The 17,262-nt window shown below is 68.8% G+C and carries 17 protein-coding genes; 10 read left to right on the top strand and 7 right to left on the bottom strand.

The features are described from left to right. Positions 1-21: 21 nt before the first annotated feature. Entirely contained in the window at positions 22-834 is an 813-nt protein-coding gene (locus tag NKJ07_RS19685; RefSeq protein WP_318570505.1) for a DUF63 family protein, read from the top strand. Positions 835-1,005: 171 nt separating this feature from the next. After that, positions 1,006-1,866 carry an ATP-dependent ribose-1-phosphate kinase gene (locus tag NKJ07_RS19680; protein WP_318568480.1) on the top strand — a complete coding sequence of 287 codons (861 nt, stop codon included), beginning with the start codon at positions 1,006-1,008 and terminating at the stop codon, positions 1,864-1,866. Between the two features lie 33 nt (positions 1,867-1,899). On the opposite strand, the gene NKJ07_RS19675 is transcribed toward NKJ07_RS19680, so the two are convergent. Further along, positions 1,900-2,088 carry a hypothetical protein gene (locus NKJ07_RS19675; protein WP_318568479.1) on the bottom strand — a complete coding sequence of 63 codons (189 nt, stop codon included), beginning with the start codon at positions 2,086-2,088 and terminating at the stop codon, positions 1,900-1,902. A 114-nt stretch (positions 2,089-2,202) separates the two neighbouring features. Here NKJ07_RS19675 and NKJ07_RS19670 point away from each other — a divergent pair, with 114 nt between their 5' ends. From NKJ07_RS19670 to NKJ07_RS19660, 3 genes are all read left to right on the top strand, one after another. Further along, positions 2,203-2,928 carry a guanosine phosphorylase gene (locus NKJ07_RS19670; RefSeq protein WP_318568478.1) on the top strand — a complete coding sequence of 242 codons (726 nt, stop codon included), beginning with the start codon at positions 2,203-2,205 and terminating at the stop codon, positions 2,926-2,928. Positions 2,929-2,941: 13 nt separating this feature from the next. Then, on the top strand, positions 2,942-4,312 hold the full coding sequence (locus tag NKJ07_RS19665) for an HPP family protein (protein WP_318568477.1): 1,371 nt from the start codon (positions 2,942-2,944) through the stop codon (positions 4,310-4,312). 226 nt (positions 4,313-4,538) lie between these two features. Next, positions 4,539-4,958 (top strand): universal stress protein, encoded by a 420-nt coding sequence (locus tag NKJ07_RS19660; RefSeq protein ID WP_318570504.1) that lies wholly within the window; start codon positions 4,539-4,541, stop codon positions 4,956-4,958. Positions 4,959-5,440: 482 nt separating this feature from the next. Here NKJ07_RS19660 and NKJ07_RS19655 read toward each other — a convergent pair whose 3' ends face one another. Together NKJ07_RS19655 and NKJ07_RS19650 are read right to left on the bottom strand one after the other, a co-directional pair. Further along, entirely contained in the window at positions 5,441-5,872 is a 432-nt protein-coding gene (locus NKJ07_RS19655) for an ester cyclase (protein WP_318568476.1), read from the bottom strand. 182 nt (positions 5,873-6,054) lie between these two features. After that, entirely contained in the window at positions 6,055-7,266 is a 1,212-nt protein-coding gene (locus NKJ07_RS19650; protein ID WP_318568475.1) for an NAD-binding protein, read from the bottom strand. A gap of 110 nt (positions 7,267-7,376) precedes the next feature. On the opposite strand from NKJ07_RS19650, the gene NKJ07_RS19645 reads away from it, so the two are divergent. From NKJ07_RS19645 to NKJ07_RS19630, 4 genes are all read left to right on the top strand, one after another. Then, positions 7,377-8,588: a potassium channel family protein gene (locus NKJ07_RS19645; protein WP_318568474.1), complete on the top strand. Its 1,212-nt coding sequence runs from the start codon at positions 7,377-7,379 to the stop codon at positions 8,586-8,588. After that, positions 8,585-9,841 (top strand): TrkA C-terminal domain-containing protein, encoded by a 1,257-nt coding sequence (locus tag NKJ07_RS19640; RefSeq protein WP_318568473.1) that lies wholly within the window; start codon positions 8,585-8,587, stop codon positions 9,839-9,841. The genes NKJ07_RS19645 and NKJ07_RS19640 overlap by 4 nt, the downstream gene beginning before the upstream one ends. Before the next feature lie 76 nt (positions 9,842-9,917). Further along, the gene (locus NKJ07_RS19635) at positions 9,918-10,601 is read left to right on the top strand and encodes a DUF8215 family protein (protein WP_318568472.1); all 684 of its coding nucleotides are present in this window, start codon (positions 9,918-9,920) and stop codon (positions 10,599-10,601) included. 115 nt (positions 10,602-10,716) lie between these two features. Beyond that, complete coding sequence (locus NKJ07_RS19630) at positions 10,717-11,001, top strand: ubiquitin-like small modifier protein 1 (RefSeq protein WP_318568471.1); 285 nt, start codon at positions 10,717-10,719, stop codon at positions 10,999-11,001. Here the strand turns inward: NKJ07_RS19630 and NKJ07_RS19625 are convergent. Then, a complete protein-coding gene (locus NKJ07_RS19625; protein WP_318568470.1) occupies positions 10,998-11,846 on the bottom strand; it encodes a ubiquinol-cytochrome c reductase iron-sulfur subunit in 849 nt (282 codons plus the stop codon). The two genes, NKJ07_RS19630 and NKJ07_RS19625, sit on opposite strands and share 4 nt — an antisense overlap. 237 nt (positions 11,847-12,083) lie before the next feature. Here NKJ07_RS19625 and ppc point away from each other — a divergent pair, with 237 nt between their 5' ends. Then, positions 12,084-14,774 (top strand): phosphoenolpyruvate carboxylase, encoded by a 2,691-nt coding sequence (gene ppc / locus NKJ07_RS19620; protein WP_318568469.1) that lies wholly within the window; start codon positions 12,084-12,086, stop codon positions 14,772-14,774. 75 nt (positions 14,775-14,849) lie between these two features. Here the strand turns inward: ppc and NKJ07_RS19615 are convergent, their stop codons facing one another. From NKJ07_RS19615 to NKJ07_RS19605, 3 genes are all read right to left on the bottom strand, one after another. Continuing rightward, positions 14,850-15,017, bottom strand: a complete 168-nt coding sequence (locus NKJ07_RS19615) for a hypothetical protein (protein WP_318568468.1) — start codon at positions 15,015-15,017, stop codon at positions 14,850-14,852. Between the two features lie 279 nt (positions 15,018-15,296). Continuing rightward, the gene (locus tag NKJ07_RS19610) at positions 15,297-16,121 is read right to left on the bottom strand and encodes an aldo/keto reductase (RefSeq protein ID WP_318568467.1); all 825 of its coding nucleotides are present in this window, start codon (positions 16,119-16,121) and stop codon (positions 15,297-15,299) included. 360 nt (positions 16,122-16,481) lie between these two features. Continuing rightward, positions 16,482-17,249 (bottom strand): PHP domain-containing protein, encoded by a 768-nt coding sequence (locus tag NKJ07_RS19605; protein WP_318570503.1) that lies wholly within the window; start codon positions 17,247-17,249, stop codon positions 16,482-16,484. Positions 17,250-17,262 lie beyond the last annotated feature (13 nt).

Genomic DNA, 17,262 nt, shown 5'->3' with positions numbered 1-17,262 from the left:
GGTCGACACGGCATGACGATCCTGCAGGTCCTGCCCGAGGGGTTCGCCCTGCCGCCGCTGCCGTACCTCGTCGTTCTCGTGGCCGGGGTCGTGGCCGTCAGCGTCGGCGCGACCCGGCGGGACCCCGCGCTCGACGGCCGACACGTGCTCGCGTTCGTCCCCTGGATCCTCGCGGGATCGTGCGTCCACGCGCTGTACGTCGTCGACGCGCTGCCGCCACTTCTCGGGCCCCTCGGGGGGACGCCGGCCGTCTACCTCACCGTCGCCGTCGTCGGCGGCGTCGCCTGGCTCGCGACCGACGCCGGCCTCGACGACGAGACGGCCCCGCGCGCGCTCGGATTCGCCGGCCTCGCGGCGTTCGTCGCCCCGTGCGCGGCGGGCATCGCCGTCGGCCTCGCCCGCGGAACGTTCGCTCCCTTCTGGTCCGCGGTCGCACTCGCCGTGAGCCTCGTGGTCGGGGCGGCCGCGTGGTGGCTCCTGCGACGGGTGGCTCCCGGGGTCGAGGTCGCCGGTTCGGTCGGGGCGCTCGCGGTCGTCGGACACGCGCTCGACGGCGTCTCGACTGCGGTCGGCATCGACATCCTTGGCTTCGGCGAGCGGACCCCGCTGTCGCGCGTCATCATCGAGGTCGCGGCGGCGCTCCCGACCGCCGACGTCATCGGCGCGGGCTGGCTGTTCGTCGTGGTGAAGCTCGTCGTCGCGAGCGTCGTGGTCGTGCTCCTCGCGGACCTAATGCGGGAGGATCCCCGGGAAGGGTCGCTCCTCCTGGGGTTCGTCGCCGCGGTCGGACTGGGGCCGGGGGCGCACAACCTGCTGTTGTTCGCGATCGCGTGACCTCGGTCGGGAGCCGGGTCGGAGTCGGCCGAGGACGGACGCACGTACGCTGAACGTGTCCCGTAGGCCGATGAACAGTCAAAAATACCAGACACCGATCGGCGGGCCGTTCGAACCCCGACCCCGAGACGGCGGAGGTGTTTTGAAGACGGGCGCTGACTGGTACGAGAGATGCCGCGCGTCATCTGTGTGGGCCACGTCAACTGGGACGTGACGCTCCACGTCGACGACCTGCCCGGACCCGACGGGGAGGCGCAGGTCCGCGAACTGCAGGCCGGCGGCGGCGGGAGCGCCGCGAACGTCGCCTGCGGCCTCGTCGGCCTCGACGTGGAGACGGCGCTGCTCGGAAGCGTCGGCGGCGACAGCAACGGGACCGAGGCGCGCCACGAACTGGCCGCCGCGGGCGTCGATACGACCCACATCCAGACGGCCCCCGACCGGCCGACCGCGGTCAAGTACATCGCCGTCGACGACGTCGGCGAGGTGATGGTGTTCGGCGTTCCGGGGGCGAACGAGGCGTTCGACGCCGCGGGGGTCCCCGAGGCGGCGCTGGCCCCGGCGGAGCACCTCCACCTCACCGGTCAGGCCCCGGCGACGGCGACCCGCCTCGCCGAGCGGGCACAGGCGGCCGGCCTCACGGTAAGCGTCGACCCGGGACGGCAGGTCGAGGCCCGCGACTTCGAGCCGGTGCTCGCGCGGGCTGACGTCGTCTTCCTGAACGACCGCGAGGCGCGCTGTGTCACCGACGTCGGCGGCGTCGTGGTCAGGAAGCGCGGCCACGAGGGGGCCGAGGTCGTCGGCGACGACGAGCGGCACACACACCGTGGGTTCGCGGCCGCGGCCGTCGACACGACCGGCGCGGGTGACGCCTTCGCGGCGGGCTTCATCGCCGCGTCGCTCGACGGCGCGGACCACGGGGAGGCGCTCGTCGTGGCGAACGCCTGCGGCGCACTGGCGTCGGAGATCCGCGGGGCCCGCGCGGACCTCTCGTGGGCGGCGGTCGAGGCGCTTCGGTCGCGCGGGCTGGAGTGAGAGTAAGCACGCCCGCGGAGCCGAGAGCGACCGTTACCGGCCGCGACCGAGGACGGCGAGGCCGCCCGCGGCCACGAGTACCGCGACGAACAGGCCGGTTCCGACGGCGAAGGCCGTGTCGACGCCGGCGACGAAGGCGACGAGGCCGACGACGGCACCCGCGAGGACGCCGCCGCCGAACAACCGATTGACCGAGAGGTCGTCCGCGGTGTCAGCGGTCATACTCCGTCTCCGGTTGCCGTCGACAAGAGTCGTCCGGCCGATTCCGGGGCGGGCGGGACGCCGACCCCCGGCGCACCCGCGCGTTTTTTCACCCTCCGCTGCGCGACGCCGGGTATGGGCAAGCAACCGCACCTCCTGGTCGAGGAGGGCGACGTCGCGGACCTCGCGCTCGTCCCGGGCGACCCGGGGCGCGTCGAACGCATCGCCGGCCACTGCGACGACGTCGAGCACGTCTCCACGAACCGGGAGTACACCGTCGTCAACGCCACCTACGAGGGCCGTCCCCTCACGATCTGCTCGACGGGCATCGGCTGTCCGTCGGCGGCCATCGCGGTGGAGGAACTCTCGCGCGTCGGCGTCGAGACGTTCGTCCGCGTCGGGACCACCGGTGCACTGCAGGAGGGAATCGAGATCGGCGACATGATCGTCGCCTCGGGCGCGGCGAAGAACGAGGGCACCTCCAAGCGGTACGAACCGGCCGAGTTCCCCGCCGTCCCCGACTTCGAGGTGCTCCGAGCGCTGGTCGACAGCGCCGAAGCCCGAGACGAGGACGTCCACGTCGGCCCCATCGTCTCCGACGACGCCTACTACGCCGAGACCGAGGCGTACGTCAGCGAGTGGGAGGCGGCCGGCATCCTCTCGGTCGAGATGGAAGCCGCCACGGTGTTCACCCTCGCGCGGCGGAAGGGGCTCCGAGCGGGGGCGATCTGTACCGTCGACGGCAACCTCGTCGAGGGCACGCAAAAGGGGGCCGACTCCGAGGACGAACTCCCCGAGAAGGCGAAGGACAACGTCGAGCGCGCCATCGCGCTGACGCTCGACGCCGTCGTCGACCTGTAATCGGGTCACAGCCGTGGCACTCGACTCTCTCGTCGCCCGACTCGTCGCGATCGGCCGGCGGCTCCGCCGGATCGAGCGCCGCGAACTCACGGAGTTCCGTCGGTGGATCGAGAACACGAACAACCTGATCCACCTCACGATCCTGCTGTTCGTCCCCCTGTTGATCGGCGGCGTCACGGTCGTCGCGAACGCCCTGACCGAACTGTCGTTCCTCCTGTTCCCGCCGCTCGCATCGGGCACCTACACCCTCTTCGCCGACCCCGAGGGGCAGTACGCGTCGCCCGTGAAGTTCGTCGGCGGCCTCACGCTGGGGGCGCTCGCGGGCTGGGCCGCGCTCGAACTCACGCTTCTCGTCTCGGGGTCGCCCACGGGCAGGTTCGGCGTTCTGCCGGCGAGCGCGGCGCTGTCGATCCTCCTCACCGGCGGGGTGACGTGGGCACTGCAGGTCGAGGAGCCGGCGGCGTTCTCGACCGCACTGCTCGTCCTCGTGACCGACCGGGCGACGCCGCAGGCGTACGTCCTCTCGGTCGCCGTCTTCGGCACGCTCGTCGCGGGCGTCTTCTACGTCTGGCGCGGGCGGTTCTACGAGAAGCGGGCGCGCTACCTCTACAGCACCGTCGCCGCCGACGACCGCGTCCTCGTCCCGATGCGCGGCCCCGACTGGGCCGCCGAGGCGACCGCCGTCTTCGGCTCGCGGCTCGCCGCGGCCCACGACGCGGGGAAGGTCGTCCTCCTCGGCTTCGTCGACGCGACCGACGAGGCGACCGCGCCAGCCGTCCGGGAGCGTCTCGACCGGGTCGCCGACACGGTCGCCGACGGCGTCGCCTGCGAGGTCGTCGTGACCGAGGGCGACCCGATCACGGCGACGCTCCGGTCCGTCCGCGACACCGGCTGTGACCTGGTCGTCACGCCGTACGAGGCCGACGACGGCACGCTCACCGAGTACGTCCGTGGCGTCTTCGGCGGCCCGGAGGACGCCATCGCGTTCCGCTCGGCGACCGGGCGACGCGACTGGCGTCGCGTGCTGGTGATGGTCGCCCGGCCCGGCGACTCGGCACACGCGATGATCGACTTCGCGGCGCGGCTCACCGGCGACGGCGGGGACCTGAGCGTCTGTACCTGCATCAGTCGCGAGGTCGAACGGCGACCCGCCGAGACCCGACTGGCGAACCTCGTCGAGACCGTCGAACGGCCGGCCGAGACCCGCGTCGCCCGCTCGGCCGTGACGGAGTACCTCACGGCGAACGCCGGCGCCTACGACTTAGTGGTCATCGGCTCCAGCGGCGACCGGTCGGCGGCCTCACGGTTCATCTCCCCCCCAACGTTCGAGCGGATCGGCGAGATCGAGACGGACGTCGCCGTCTTCGATCGCGGGAACCCCTGAGGTGAGTTTTCGTCGAACTCCTCGGTGGGTGATACGACCCGTGCGCTGAATTCAGCGGTGATAGTGTTTATTGTGACTGTTTACCGTTGGGTCGCCGGGACGGGGCGGCGACCCAGCGGAAGTGACTCACGGTAAACACGATGAGTCCGGCAGCTGGTGCCAGTCCGACGCAGAGCCTGAGACGAGCGAGCTTCCATTTTATACACGTCCTGACCGTAGTCTGGATGTGATATCACGGATTCTCGTCCCGATGGACGATTCGGAGATGGCCCAGCGAGCGCTCGAGTACGCTCTCGAGAACCATCCCGAGGCGGAGATCACGGTCTTACATGTCGTGGGCGAACCGTCACTGATGGCGGGAGCAGCCACGGCACTCGCTCTCGAGGAGGATCCGGAAGAGGCCGCTGAAGAGCGCTCTGAGGCGGTATTCGAGGACGCCCGGAAACTCGCCGCCGAGTACGATGTCGAGATCGCCACCGACGTTCAGATGGGTCATCCGGCCCGGGCGATTTTGAACAGAGCCGACGACTTCGATGCGATCGTACTCGGTAGCCACAGCGGTTCGTTAGTCGATCGGCTGGTCGTCGGGAACGTCGCCCAGAAGGTGGTCCGCCAGTCGCCCATCCCGGTAATCGTCACCCGGTGAGTGGCGGCGAGTAAGGCCTTAGACAGACGTGCCTCGGAGTCCTCAGCGAACGAATACAGACCTGCCTACCGCTATCTGTACCAACTCAATTCAGCGTCCGGCAAAAGCGAATTCGTTGGTCGATACGTGCTCTGTATGCAGCAGTGCCCTCGGTGAACTCCCCCGACCTACCGCGCTCGGACCTGCTCGGCCCTCGCTTGTTGAGGTCGGGACTTCCTGTTTCTGTGTCGGAGCTTGCATCCGCCGTGGACACAGCGGCTCTAGACTCCGCAGGCGGCTTCCCTTCGGTCGGCGATCGCTGAAGAAGGGGGCTTAGCGCCTCAGTTCAGCTAACTGAACGATTCCCATCAATAACAGCGTGCCCGAGACAGAGGGTATGTCATCATCGACAGACAGGAACGGTGTCATGAGAGATCGATGACCTCAATACTGAAATATCGAAGATAGTAGTGTGTGAGAGTACAGGAGAGGTCGGGAGAACGTCAGTCCACCTCGATGATGCCGAGTTGTTGGAGCATGCCGAGATCGTCCTGTCGGTACCTCTTTTCGGCGATCTTCCCGCCTTCCATTCGGAAGAGCGCAAGGGCTGTAATCTCGAAGGCCCGATTCGTCGCAGGAATCTCAAAGAGGTCCTTTTCGTGAGTTCCGGTGAAGGTCCAGCGTGCAGCAGCCCTTTCCCCGGACTGCAAGTAATCGTCTATTTCGATATGGGCATCCGGGAGACCAGACAACGTCTCTCTCCACCATTCGCCATACTCCTCGATACCGTTCACATCCCCATCGGCACCGATCAACCCCTGAGCAAGAACATCCTCAGTCACTAACTCGGGTGAAGCGTCCACGTCTTGCTCGTTGAACGCCGTAAGATACCGCTCGATCATCTGTTTGTGCTCAAGCGGTCTTGTTTCGGCCATGGGACACCTCGACCATGTTACTACGTGTCGCTGTATCATAGTCTTACTCGGTGCAAATCTGCAAGGAGTGAAAGGAAACCAGTCGGTGAACGATTCGCGCCCTGTATGCAGCACGACCGCTCGAGACTGTCACCGGTCGAGAGAGACGACGAAACGGGCCGAGTCGACAGTCCAACGACGCGTCAGCGGTCGGGGTCGCCGTCGGCGTCGGGTTCAACGTTCGGCTCCTCGACGGGGTCGTCCTCCGAGGGGTGGACCTCCATCACCTGCTCTTCGACCTTCTCGGAGTCGCCGCCGAGGGCGGACTCGGCCATCAGGTGCCCGCCCAGGGTGGTCGGGCTGATGACCGTGTTCGCGCCCGCGCGCTTGAGCTTCTCGACGTTCTCCCGGTTGGAGGCCGCCGCGACGATCCTGATGTCGGGGTTCAACTGCCGCGCGGTGAGGATGGCGAGCGCGTCCTCGGCGTCGTTGTTCGTGGCGACGACGACCGCGCGGGCGGTGTCGACGCGGGCGCGTTCGAGCGACTCGACGTCGCTCGGATCCGCGGTGAAGACGTCGAGATCGCGCTCCGTGAGGAGTCGCGCCCGTTCCGTGTCCTGGGTGAGGATGACGTACCGCGCCTTGCCGGAGAGTTCTTCGAGGATCGGTTCCGTTAGGTCCCCGTAGCCGAGCACGAGGACGTGGTTTTCGAGGAGGTCGAGCTGTGTCTCTGTCATGCGTCCGAGTGCCTTGGAGAGCTGTGCTTCGATGGCGGGCGTGAGCAACACCCCGAGCGCCACCGCAAAGGAGGAGACCGTCACGAGCAGGACGGACATCCCGAACAGTCGAGCGATCGGGGTCGCCGGGGTGATGTCGCCGTAGCCGACCGTCGAGCCCGTGACGAGCGCGAAATAGAACGCGTCGACGAGGTTGTTCAGCCCGGTGAACTCGTCGCGGAGCGCGTACGCGCCGACGGTGCCGTACGTCTGCGCGCCGACGATGGCGGCGAGCGCGGCCAGTTCGGTCGCCGACACGTCGAGGTCGCGGTGGAACCGCTTCCGATTGAACGCGAGGACGACGAACGCGACCGCCGACAGCGCGACCAGCGGTACCGCCCGCTCGTTCGACTGCAACGCCCCCTGGAGCGCCGTCACGGGGAGCAGAACCAGCGTCGCGTACCACGCGGCGCGGAGCCCCCGCCGGAGGCCGAACGCGCTCGCGAGGAGCACGAACCCCGTGAGCGCGCCCGTGAAGCCGGCGATCGTCGGGACGAAGGCGGGGACGACCGTCGCGATCGGCCCGATCGGGCGGGGCGGGGCACCGATGTTGGCGATGCCGGTGACGATCGACGCGAGTGCGACCGCGAAGGTCAACAGGACTGCGGCCCGTCCCCCGATCCACTCGCGGCTGACCATACCCGTCGTTGGGTGGACTGGATGTATTAAACGGCTCGGTCGGGTAGCGCGGTCGCAGGGGAATCCGACGGGACGGAACTTGTATACCGGCCCCGCGAGTGAGCGAGAGTATGGCTTCGCTCCCGATCGAGGTGCTGTTCGGGCTCTACCTCGGACTCCTCACCGGCATCATCCCGGCGCTGGTCTCCGGGGCGCTCGGCTTCGTCTTCAAGTACGTCACGGGGGTGACAATCCCCGGGCTCGGGGTCGTCGTCCTCTCGCTCGCCATCGCGGGGGCCAACGGGGGGCTCATGGCGCTGTACGACCCGGCGCTCGTCGGCTCGGGCGAGCGGTTCATCGTCGCCGTGCTCGTCGTGTTGATGCTCTCGCTGTACGCCCACAGCCAGGGCGACAAGCTCGGCACGGCGGTCCCGAAGCGGCTGAACCTCCGCAAGCTGACCGAACGAACGCTCAACACCGACGTCGTCGAACTCGTCGGTGGGCGCGGACAGGTCCGTGTCACCGTCGCCGGCGACGTGGGCGACATGGAGGGGTATCCGGCGCTCCCGGCCGACCTCCGGGCGAGCGTCCGCGACGGGGAGTGGACGTTTCCGGCCGACATCCCGCTCGTGGAACTCGAAACCAGGTTCGCCGACCGGCTCCGCTCGGAGTTCGACCTCGCCGACGTCTCGGTCCGCCTCGACGAGGACGCACGTGCGACGGTGAACGCCGCACCGCCCGTGGGCGCGCTCTCGAAACGCATCCCGGCCGGGCGACGGGCCGTCTCTGTGACGGCGCTGATCCCGACCGGGTTAGCGGTAGGCGACCGGGTCGAGGTCACCGCCGACGGTCGGACCGTCTCGGGAACCGTCCTCAGCGCGAAGAGCGACGCGAAAGCCGAACCGTCGGACGCGGCCGCGACCGACGGCGGGACCGACGCGTCGACGCCGGCACCGGCGACGCCGACCGCGACCGGTGGCGAGGGGCGCGTCACCGTCTCGGTCAGCCGGGCCGACGCGGAGTTCCTCCTCGGGGCGTCGACGATCGACCGGCTCGTCGTGAACTCCCGCGGCGTCCGGCGCGAGTTCGAGCTCATCTCGCTGCTCCGGCGGGGCGGACACCGCTTCCGCAAGCTCACGGTCAGGGAGGGTGGGGTGCTCGACGGCGTCACCCTGGGGGAAGTGAGCGTCCGCGATAGCTACGCCGTGGTGGTCCTCGCGGTCCGCCACGAGGGTGTGTGGCGGATCACCCCGCGCGGGTCACAGTCGGTCGCGGCCGGCGACGACCTCTTCGTCGTCGGGCGGCGCGACGCGCTCGCCGCGTTCGCGGAGGTGGCCGCGTGACACCCCTCGCACTCATCCAGGCGACCCCGCTCGACGATCCGACACTCGCGCAGAACGCCGGTCGACTCCTCGCGTTCGTCCTCGCCGCGGGCGGGGTGTCGGGGGTCGCCGCGCTCGTCTTCCGGTGGTACACCCGCGAGCCGGTCCCGCTCGGCGTGTCGACCCTGCTCGGCCTCTCGGTCGTCGCGCTGTATCTCAACACGGTCGGGCTGTTCAGCCAGCTCGTCGGCGGGGCGTCGAGCGGGATCTTCGCGCTCGACGCGGTCGTGTTCAACGTCGTCGCCATCGTGCTCGCGGGGCTCGCGACGCCCGTCGGCCGGCGCGCCGGTGACCGCGTGGCGACCGACGTCTTCGCCGTCACCGGCGCGAAGGAACTCGACGCGGAGGTGTCACGGATCGTCCGCACCGTCGGGCGGGTCACGACGGTCACCCTCCCCGAGGCGGACGAGATCGGCGACATGGATAGCTACGACCCGGTGTCGGCGGAGTTGAAAGCGGAGATGGGCGAGAAGACCCTGCTGTTCCCGAACCGGCTCTCGGTCGACGAACTCCGCGACCGGCTGGTCGCCCGACTGAAAGACGACTACCGCATCGGCTACGTCGACGTCGAGATCACCGACCGCGGCGTGATCGAGTATCTCGCCGTTGGCAGTCGGGCTGCGGGCCTGGGGCCGACGCTCGGTCACGGCACCGTCGCCGTCTCGGTCCGGGCGGACCCCGCACACGCCGCGAGTCCGGGCGACGTGGTGCAGGTGTGGCGACCCGCGCGCGTCGATCCGGGCGCGGGCGACGACGAGGAGGGGACGCGTCACCCGCCTGAACGGCTCCTCACGGGCGAGTTGCGGGCCCGATCCGGCGACGTCGTCACCCTCGCGGTCGACGCCGTCGACGCCGGCCTGCTCGACGCGGCGACGAGCTACCGGCTCGTCTCGCTCCCGGCCGAGCCGCAGGCCGACCGGGAGTTCGCCTCCCTGCTCCGCGCGGCCGACGAGACGATGGCCGCCGTGGCCGTCACCGACGCGTCGGCGGTCGTCGGCGAGACGCTCGGTTCGCTCGACGTGACGGTCGCCGCGGTCCGCACCGCGTCGGGGTCGGTCGAGGCGATCCCGACGCGCTCGCGGACGATCGACGCGGGCGACACCCTGTACGTCGTCGCCCGTCCCGAGATGCTCCGCCGACTCGAAGCGCGCGCCAGCGTCGTCGTCGAAGTGCCACCGTCGGCCGAGTCGGCGGTCGGGGCGACGACGAACTGAGCCGGGGAGAAACGTTTTTCTCCGATTCGATCCGGAAAAACGCTTTACTGCGAGCTCTCCGTACCGACGGCTGCCGATGTCCTCAGGCACCGACCGGCTGCAGACCAACGACGACCGGCGACTCGCTGCGGAGTCGGCTCCCACGCCCGACCGTCTCTCGACGACCGTCGGCCGGTGGCTCTGGACCAGCGGCTACCAGGGGCTCGCCCAGGTGTTCCTCCTCTCCGCGCCGGTCCTGTGGCTGATCTTCCGGTCGCCGCGGGCCGCCTCACACCTCAAGCCGACCGTGCTCGTGCTCGCGGTCGTGACGCCGCTCGTCGTCGGCGCGCTCCGCGAGGGGCACCTCTCGGCGGGCCGTCCGTGGCCGGCAATCACGAGCGACCGCCTGTCGTTCGCCGGCGGCTACTGGGCGGTGTTCAGGCGGGGCGTCCTGCTCAACCACGCCCTCGGCGTCGCGACGTACGGGGGCGCGGCCGTCGGGCTCCTCGTCGGGTCGCTGTCGGCCACGATCGGCGTCGCGGTGGCGCTCGCGTTCGGCGGCGTCGCGCTGATCCCCTGGCTGACCCCCGAGACGACCCGAGCGACCCTCGGGCGGCTCTGTTACGCCGCTTCCTCGCTGACGCTCGCGCTCTTCGTCGGCGCTCCCTTCGCCGGCGATCCCCGGTTCCGAACGGCCCCCGCTGGCTTCGCCCTCCTCGTCGGCCTCTCGGTGATCGACCTCCGGCCGTGGGCCGCCCTCGGCGTCGGCCGACCGGAGTGAGGGTGGCCGCGCCGTCGTCCGCACGGCGTTGGCCTCCGATCGCGGCCGCGACCTGCGACGGATCGGACCGCCGTCGTCGCAACCCTCTTTGAGTCGCGGCCTCCGAGAGGGGAGTATGGAACTCGAGTGGAAGCTGTTCGCCGACCTGAAAGAGCGCGCCGGCGACGGTCGCGTGACCGTCGAACTCGACGCGGGAGCCACGGTCGGGGAGGCGCTCACGGCGCTCGTCGAGGCGCGGCCGGGGCTCGACGGGCGCGTCTTCGACGACGACGGCCGGCTCTACGACCACGTGAACGTGCTGAAGAACGGATCGAACGTCGAGACGAGCGACGAGGGGCTCGACGCGCCGGTCGACGAGCAGGACGAACTGGCGCTGTTCCCGCCGGTGAGCGGCGGTTAGTCGGGACGCGGCAGTGCGGTGAACAGCGTCTGGACGACCGAGAACGGGTCGTAGATCGACTGGTGGCACTGGCAGTAGACGCCATCGGCGTCGCCGAACTTGGCGGCGTCGCCCGACTGCTTCCAGCCCGGAACGCAACAGAAGTGCGTACACTTGTTGAGCCAGGCGATGAACCCCTCCTGGGTCGCGGCCTCGAAGAAGCCGCCGACCTCCGGCGCTCGCTGCTCGACGATGTCGCTCTTGATGACCTGAATGGGCATGGTGTCGTCGGAGTCGGTCGAGCGCCAGGTGCCGGTGGCGGGCTTGCCGATGCCGGCCGTCCCGAACTCGTTCCCCCACTCCTGGTAATCGGAGAAGTCGTCGACGTGGAGCTGATCGCCGGCCTCGTACGTCTCCTGCTGCCACGTGTACGCCCCGGAGTCGGACCGGAAGAAGTTGTCACCGTCGTAGGAGGGCGCGAGCTGCGGGTACGACTGGACGCCACAGTACTGGAACCACTCCGACGAGTAGGTGACGCCGCTGCCGCGGAAGTCCTCGGTCGCCGCGATCTCGATCTCGATCCCGTTCTGGGTCTCCGTCCGCACCTCGGGCCAGACGCCCTTGAGGTACCCCTCCGAGTCGATCTCGACGGGAATGAGCGGCATCCCGCGCGGGGCGGGCCCCGCGGTGTTCTCGATGGCGTACGCCTCGGTGGGGCCACCGCCCGCGCCGGGGGAGGTCGTCGCGGAGTTGATGGCCGCCGAACCGGCAGCGCCGACGCCCGCCAACGCTGCCCCCCCGACGACGCCCTTGACGAACCGGCGTCGTCCGGATTCTGTGGGGTACTTGTCGTCGCTCTCGCTCATGTCTGAACCTTGGAGCCGCCGGTAAAAAGGGTGACGAAGTACGGGACCCGGTCGCCGCTCGGCCGACCGGGACGGTCCGATCTCTGTCTGGTCGAACCGCCGTCGCACACGTCCGCTCGCTGGCGTTTCGGCGGATCTCTCTCCCGGAACCGTCGGACGGGAAGAGCTACTCGCCCCCGAGGCAATTTTTCGAGGAAAACTCGTGGGTTTTACACGAGCGACTACGTATCCGGTCACATGGAACTGCACACGAGGGACGTCAGACAGGACGTCCGCGAGCTCGGGGCGCTCCTCGGAGACGTCCTCGAGGACCAGTCGTCGACCGAGGCGTTCGAGACGGTAGAGGGGCTTCGAACGAGCGCGATCGCGTACCGGGCGGGCGAGGTCGACTCGCGCCAGGGTCTCCACGACGTCTTCGACCGGCTCGATCCCGGCGGCGCGAGCGTCGTTGCCCGCGCGTTCACCACGTACTTCGAGCTCATCAACCTCGCCGAGGAGCGCGAGCGGGTCCGCGCCAACCGGGAGGCCTCGCAGGCACGGACGCTCGAGGACGGACTCGAGGAGACGGTCCAGGGGCTGATCGAGGCCGACGCCGACGCCGAGACTGTCCAGGGGATCCTCGACGACGTGCTCATCGAGCCGACGTTTACTGCACACCCGACCGAGGCCCGCCGGAAGACGGTGAAGGCCAAGCTCCGCTCCATCGCGACGGACCTCGAAGAGATCGACGAGCGCCGGCTGACCGACAAGGAGTTCGAGCACGTCTGGAACGAGGTCGACGCCGAGGTGACGAGCCTCTGGCAGACGTCGCAGGTCCGTGACCGCCGGCCCGAGCCACAGGACGAGGCGCGGAACGTCCAGTACTACATCGAGAACATCCTCTTCGACGTCGTCGGCGAGGTGTACCAGGAGTTCGAGGACGTCGTTCACGAGGAGTATCCCGACATCGACGTTCCCAAGCTGTTCGAGTTCCGCTCGTGGGCCGGCTCGGATCGCGACGGCAACCCGTTCGTCACGCCCGAGGTGACCGCCGACACGCTCGAACGCCAGCGCGCGGTCGTCATCGAGAAGTATCTCGACGCGCTGAAGCGGCTCTCCGGCGTGTTGAGTCAGGACGGCCGCCGGGTCGACGTCGGCGACGCGCTCCGGGAGTCGATCACGGCCGACCGCGAACACCTGCCGGTGGTCGGCAAGGAGGTCGAAGCGCGGTACCCCGACGAACCGTACCGACAGAAGCTGAAGCTGATGCGCGAGCGACTCCGTCGCATCTCGGACGTCCGGCCCAACGGCTACCCCGACGTCGAGGCGTTCATCGAGGACCTCGACGTGATCCACGACAGCCTCTGTGCGACCGGTGCCGAACAGGTCGCGTCGACGTACGTCGAGCCCCTGCGCCGCCAGGCCGACACGTTCGGCTTCACGCTCGCGAGCCTCGACCTCCGCGACCACCGCCAAAACCACACCGAAGCGGTGCGCGAGGTGTTCGCCGGGGCCGGCGTCGACTACGACGGGATGAGCGAGGACGAGCGCGTCGATCTCCTGACCGAGGCCATCCTCCAGGAGGAGGCGATCGTCGATCTCGACGAACCGGGCGACGTGACGGACACCGCCGCGCGCGTTCTCGAACTGTTCGACAGGCTCGGCGACTGGCAGCGGGAGTACGGCGTCGGCGCGATCGACACGTACTGCATCTCGATGACCGAAGAGCCCTCGCACGTCCTCGAGGTGCTCTTCCTCGCCGACCAGGCGGGCGTCGTCTCCCTGCCCGACCACTGCGGGATCGACGTCGTCCCGCTCCTCGAGACCGAGAGCGCGCTCAACGGTGCCCGGCGCATCATGGGCACGCTGTTCGAGAACGAGGCGTACGGGCAGGCCCTGAGCGCGAGGAAGAACGTCCAGGAGATCATGCTGGGCTACTCCGACTCCAACAAGGAGAACGGCTTCCTGGCGGCGAACTGGGACCTCTACAAGAACCAACGCCGCCTCGCGAACATCACCGACGACTTCGACGTGACGATGCGGCTGTTCCACGGCCGCGGCGGTTCGATCTCTCGGGGGGGCGGCCCGATGAACCGCGCGATGCTCGCGCTGCCGAACGAGACCGTCACGGGACAGATCAAGTTCACCGAACAGGGCGAGGCGATCGCCGAAAAGTACGCCAACCCCCGGATCGCGGAGCGCAACCTCGAACAGATGCTCAACGCGCAGGTCCGTGCGCGACACATCGCTATCCGCGAACCGAAAGAGCAGGTGCCCGACGAGTGGGCCGACGCGATGGAGACGATGGCGACCGCCGCCCGCGAGGAGTACCGCGACCTCCTCGAATCGGAGGGGTTCGTCGCCTACTTCGAGCAGGCCACCCCGATCACCGTCATCGAGAACCTCAACCTCGGCTCCCGGCCCGCCTCCAGGACCGGCGAACGCACCGTCGAGGACCTCCGGGCGATCCCGTGGGTGTTCTCGTGGACGCAGTCGCGCTGTATCCTCCCCGGCTGGTACGCGCTGGCGACGGGCGTCGACACCTTCCTCGAGGAGGGCGACGTCGAGATGCTCCAGGAGATGTACGAGGAGTGGCCGTTCTTCCGGACGACGGTCGACCGAGCCACGGTGTCGCTAGCCGAGACCGACCTCGAGATTGCCGCGGAGTACGCCGACCTCGCCGACACCGACCTCCGCGAGTCGTTCTTCCCGCGGCTCAGCGACGAGTACGAACGCGCGGTCGGTCACGCGCTCGCCATCTGCGGTCGTGACACGCTCCTCAAGCGCGAGTGGCTCGACGAGAGTCTCTCGCGGCGCAACCCCTACGTCGACCCGCTGAACCTGCTCCAGACCCACCTCATGGCGCAGACGCACCGGACTCCCGACGAGGAACAGACCCTCCGGCTGACGGTCAAAGGCATCGCGGCCGGGATGAAGAACACGGGCTGATCCGCGTCGGTCGGAGACAGTACTTCGAATCGAAAAGCCTCTACGGAGATACCGGAGCGAAAGAACGGACGAGCCTCAGGCGCGGCGGACGTCGTACTCGTGGCCGCACTCGGGACAGGTGTTGCGCGTGAGGCGGTACTCCTGTTTCAGCCGCCGGCGAACACCGCCGACTCGCGCTGACTCCGTTGTCGGTGCCTCGACCCCCTGTCCGCAGTACGGACAGGCCAGCATAGCAGTCCCCATGGTAGTGTATCGTCGAATACACGAAATATAATTTTTGCAGTCGATCGCTGACTGTCTTTCCACGTGATGTTCGGAGCGTGAGACCAATCCCGACGATCGGTGAGAATTACCGTCCGTCGCCGCCATCGGCCGCGCCGCCCGCGAACCCGCGACGACGGCAGTCGCCTCCAGGATCAGGTGGGCGTCGTGTGTGGGATTTCGTCCATCTATTCCGCAGTTTTCGGCCGCTTCGGCCGATTTCTGTCTTGGCTTCGATCGGTGGATCTGGGGGCTCGTCCGCTACCGGTTCCAGGGTGCCGCCTCGAAGTCGACGACGCGTTCGTGGTGGTCGTCGGCCAGCGCGTCGATGCGGGCGATCTCGTCGGAGGAGAGGGTGAGTTCCAGCGCCGCGAGGTTCTCGCGGATGTGCGCCGGGGTCGACGACTTCGGGATGGGGACGACCTGCTCTTTGGTCGCGAGCCACGCGAGCGACACCTGCGCCGGCGTGGCGTCGTGGGCGGCGGCGATCGCTTCGAGGACGGGGATGTCTGTGACCCGGTTGCGGGCGATAGGACAGTACGCGACGAGGTAGTGGTCGTGTTCGCGCGCGAGGTCGTGGAGTTCGCGCTGTTGGAGCAGCGGGTGCATCTCGACCTGGTGGGCGAACAGGTCGTGGTCGAGGCGGTCGATCGCGTGCTCCAGTTGGGCGGGTGTGAAGTTCGACAGCCCGACCTCCCTCGTGACGCCGTCGTCGACGAGTTCGTCGAGCGCCGGCAGCGTCTCCTCGGGATCGTACGTCCCGATGGGCCAGTGGACGTACAGGAGGTCGATCGCGTCGAGTCCGAGGCGCGCGCGACTCTCGCGGGCGGTCGAGACCGCGTCGTCGAAGCCGGTGTTGTCGGTGTCGAGTTTCGTGGCCACGACGACGTCCTCGCGGTCGACGCCGGCGTCGCTCTCGAAGGCCGTTTCGAGCGCCTCGCCGACGAACGACTCGTTGTCGTACATCTGGGCGGTGTCGACGTGGCGGTAGCCGGCGTCGAGGGCGGCTTCGACGGCGGTGACGCACTCGTCGCGGTCGGTCATGCGGTAGGTGCCGAGGCCGATGTCGGGGAACGGGAGATCCATGAGGGTCGGTCGTTCCCGTCTGGACGGCCCCTGGTGTCAAAGCTTGTGGGTTCGTCGCGAGCGTGGCCGCGAGTGCCGTGCTGGGGAACGGAGACGGGACGGGCGGTGCGAGGGAGGCGGCAGAGCCCGGGGAGAGTGGATCAGAGTCCCGTTGTGAGCGGGTCGAGGGAGCGTCGAGTACCGCGTATCGCCAGGGCGGGGAAACCACGAGCCTCCCCAGCCGATTCGTTCGTGCCCTCGTTCCACTCGGCCACTCACTTCATCCCTCGCGCGCTTGGGCGCGACCGCAGTCGCGCCAGCGCGCGCCACCGCACCGCGTCGTCGATGAAGTAGTCGACGCGCGTCACACGCGGAGAGAACTCACAGCACCCGGGTCGGTTCGACGCCGACCTCCCCCACGACTCGTTCGAGTTCCCGGGCCCGCGGGGCCAACTCCGCGGGCGCGTGCGAGTCCGTCCCGAGCGTCACGTCGACCCCGTGGTCCAAGAGCACGGTCAGGAACTCGCCCGTGGGGTGGAAGTCGCCGTAGTCGTCGAGGACGCGACCGGCGTTGATCTCGGGGACCGTCCGGGAGTTCGAGAAGGCCTCGGCGAGTTCGACGTAGTGGTCGCGCGTGAGCAGTCCGCGGAAGGCGGGGTTGCGTTCGAGGAGATCCGGGTGGGCGGCGATCTCGAACAGCTCCGACTCGACGAGCGCCACCAGTTTCTCGACGTAGCGGTCGACGAGCGCTCGGCGTTCGGCGTCGGACTTCGGGGCGAAGTGTCCCTCGAAGTGGACGTTGACGCCGTCGAGGTAATGGACACTGCCGACAGCGTAGTCGAAGCCGGCGCGCGTGAGAAACGCCTCGATCGCCGCCTCGTCGCGGGGGTCGTAGTCCATCTCGACGGCGTCGTACACGTCGAGGTCGAACCGGTCGTCGAGCGACGCGATCGCCTCCCGGCGGCGCTCGTACGTCCGGTCGAGGTTGAACCCCATCCGAGCGCGGGTCCGGCGCATCGCGTCGCGCTCGGAGACGGTACAGTGGTCGGCGACGCCGACGGCGTCGAAATCCGCGTCGGCGGCGGCGCGAACCATCGACCAGAGGAAGCGACCGTCGGAGTAGTTCGAGTGGACGTGGTAGTCGGCGATAGGCACGGACGGC

The organism is Salinigranum marinum, from assembly GCF_024228675.1.
Classification (GTDB): Archaea; Halobacteriota; Halobacteria; order Halobacteriales; family Haloferacaceae; genus Salinigranum; species Salinigranum marinum.
This window is presented reverse-complemented; position numbering and strand designations above follow the sequence as displayed.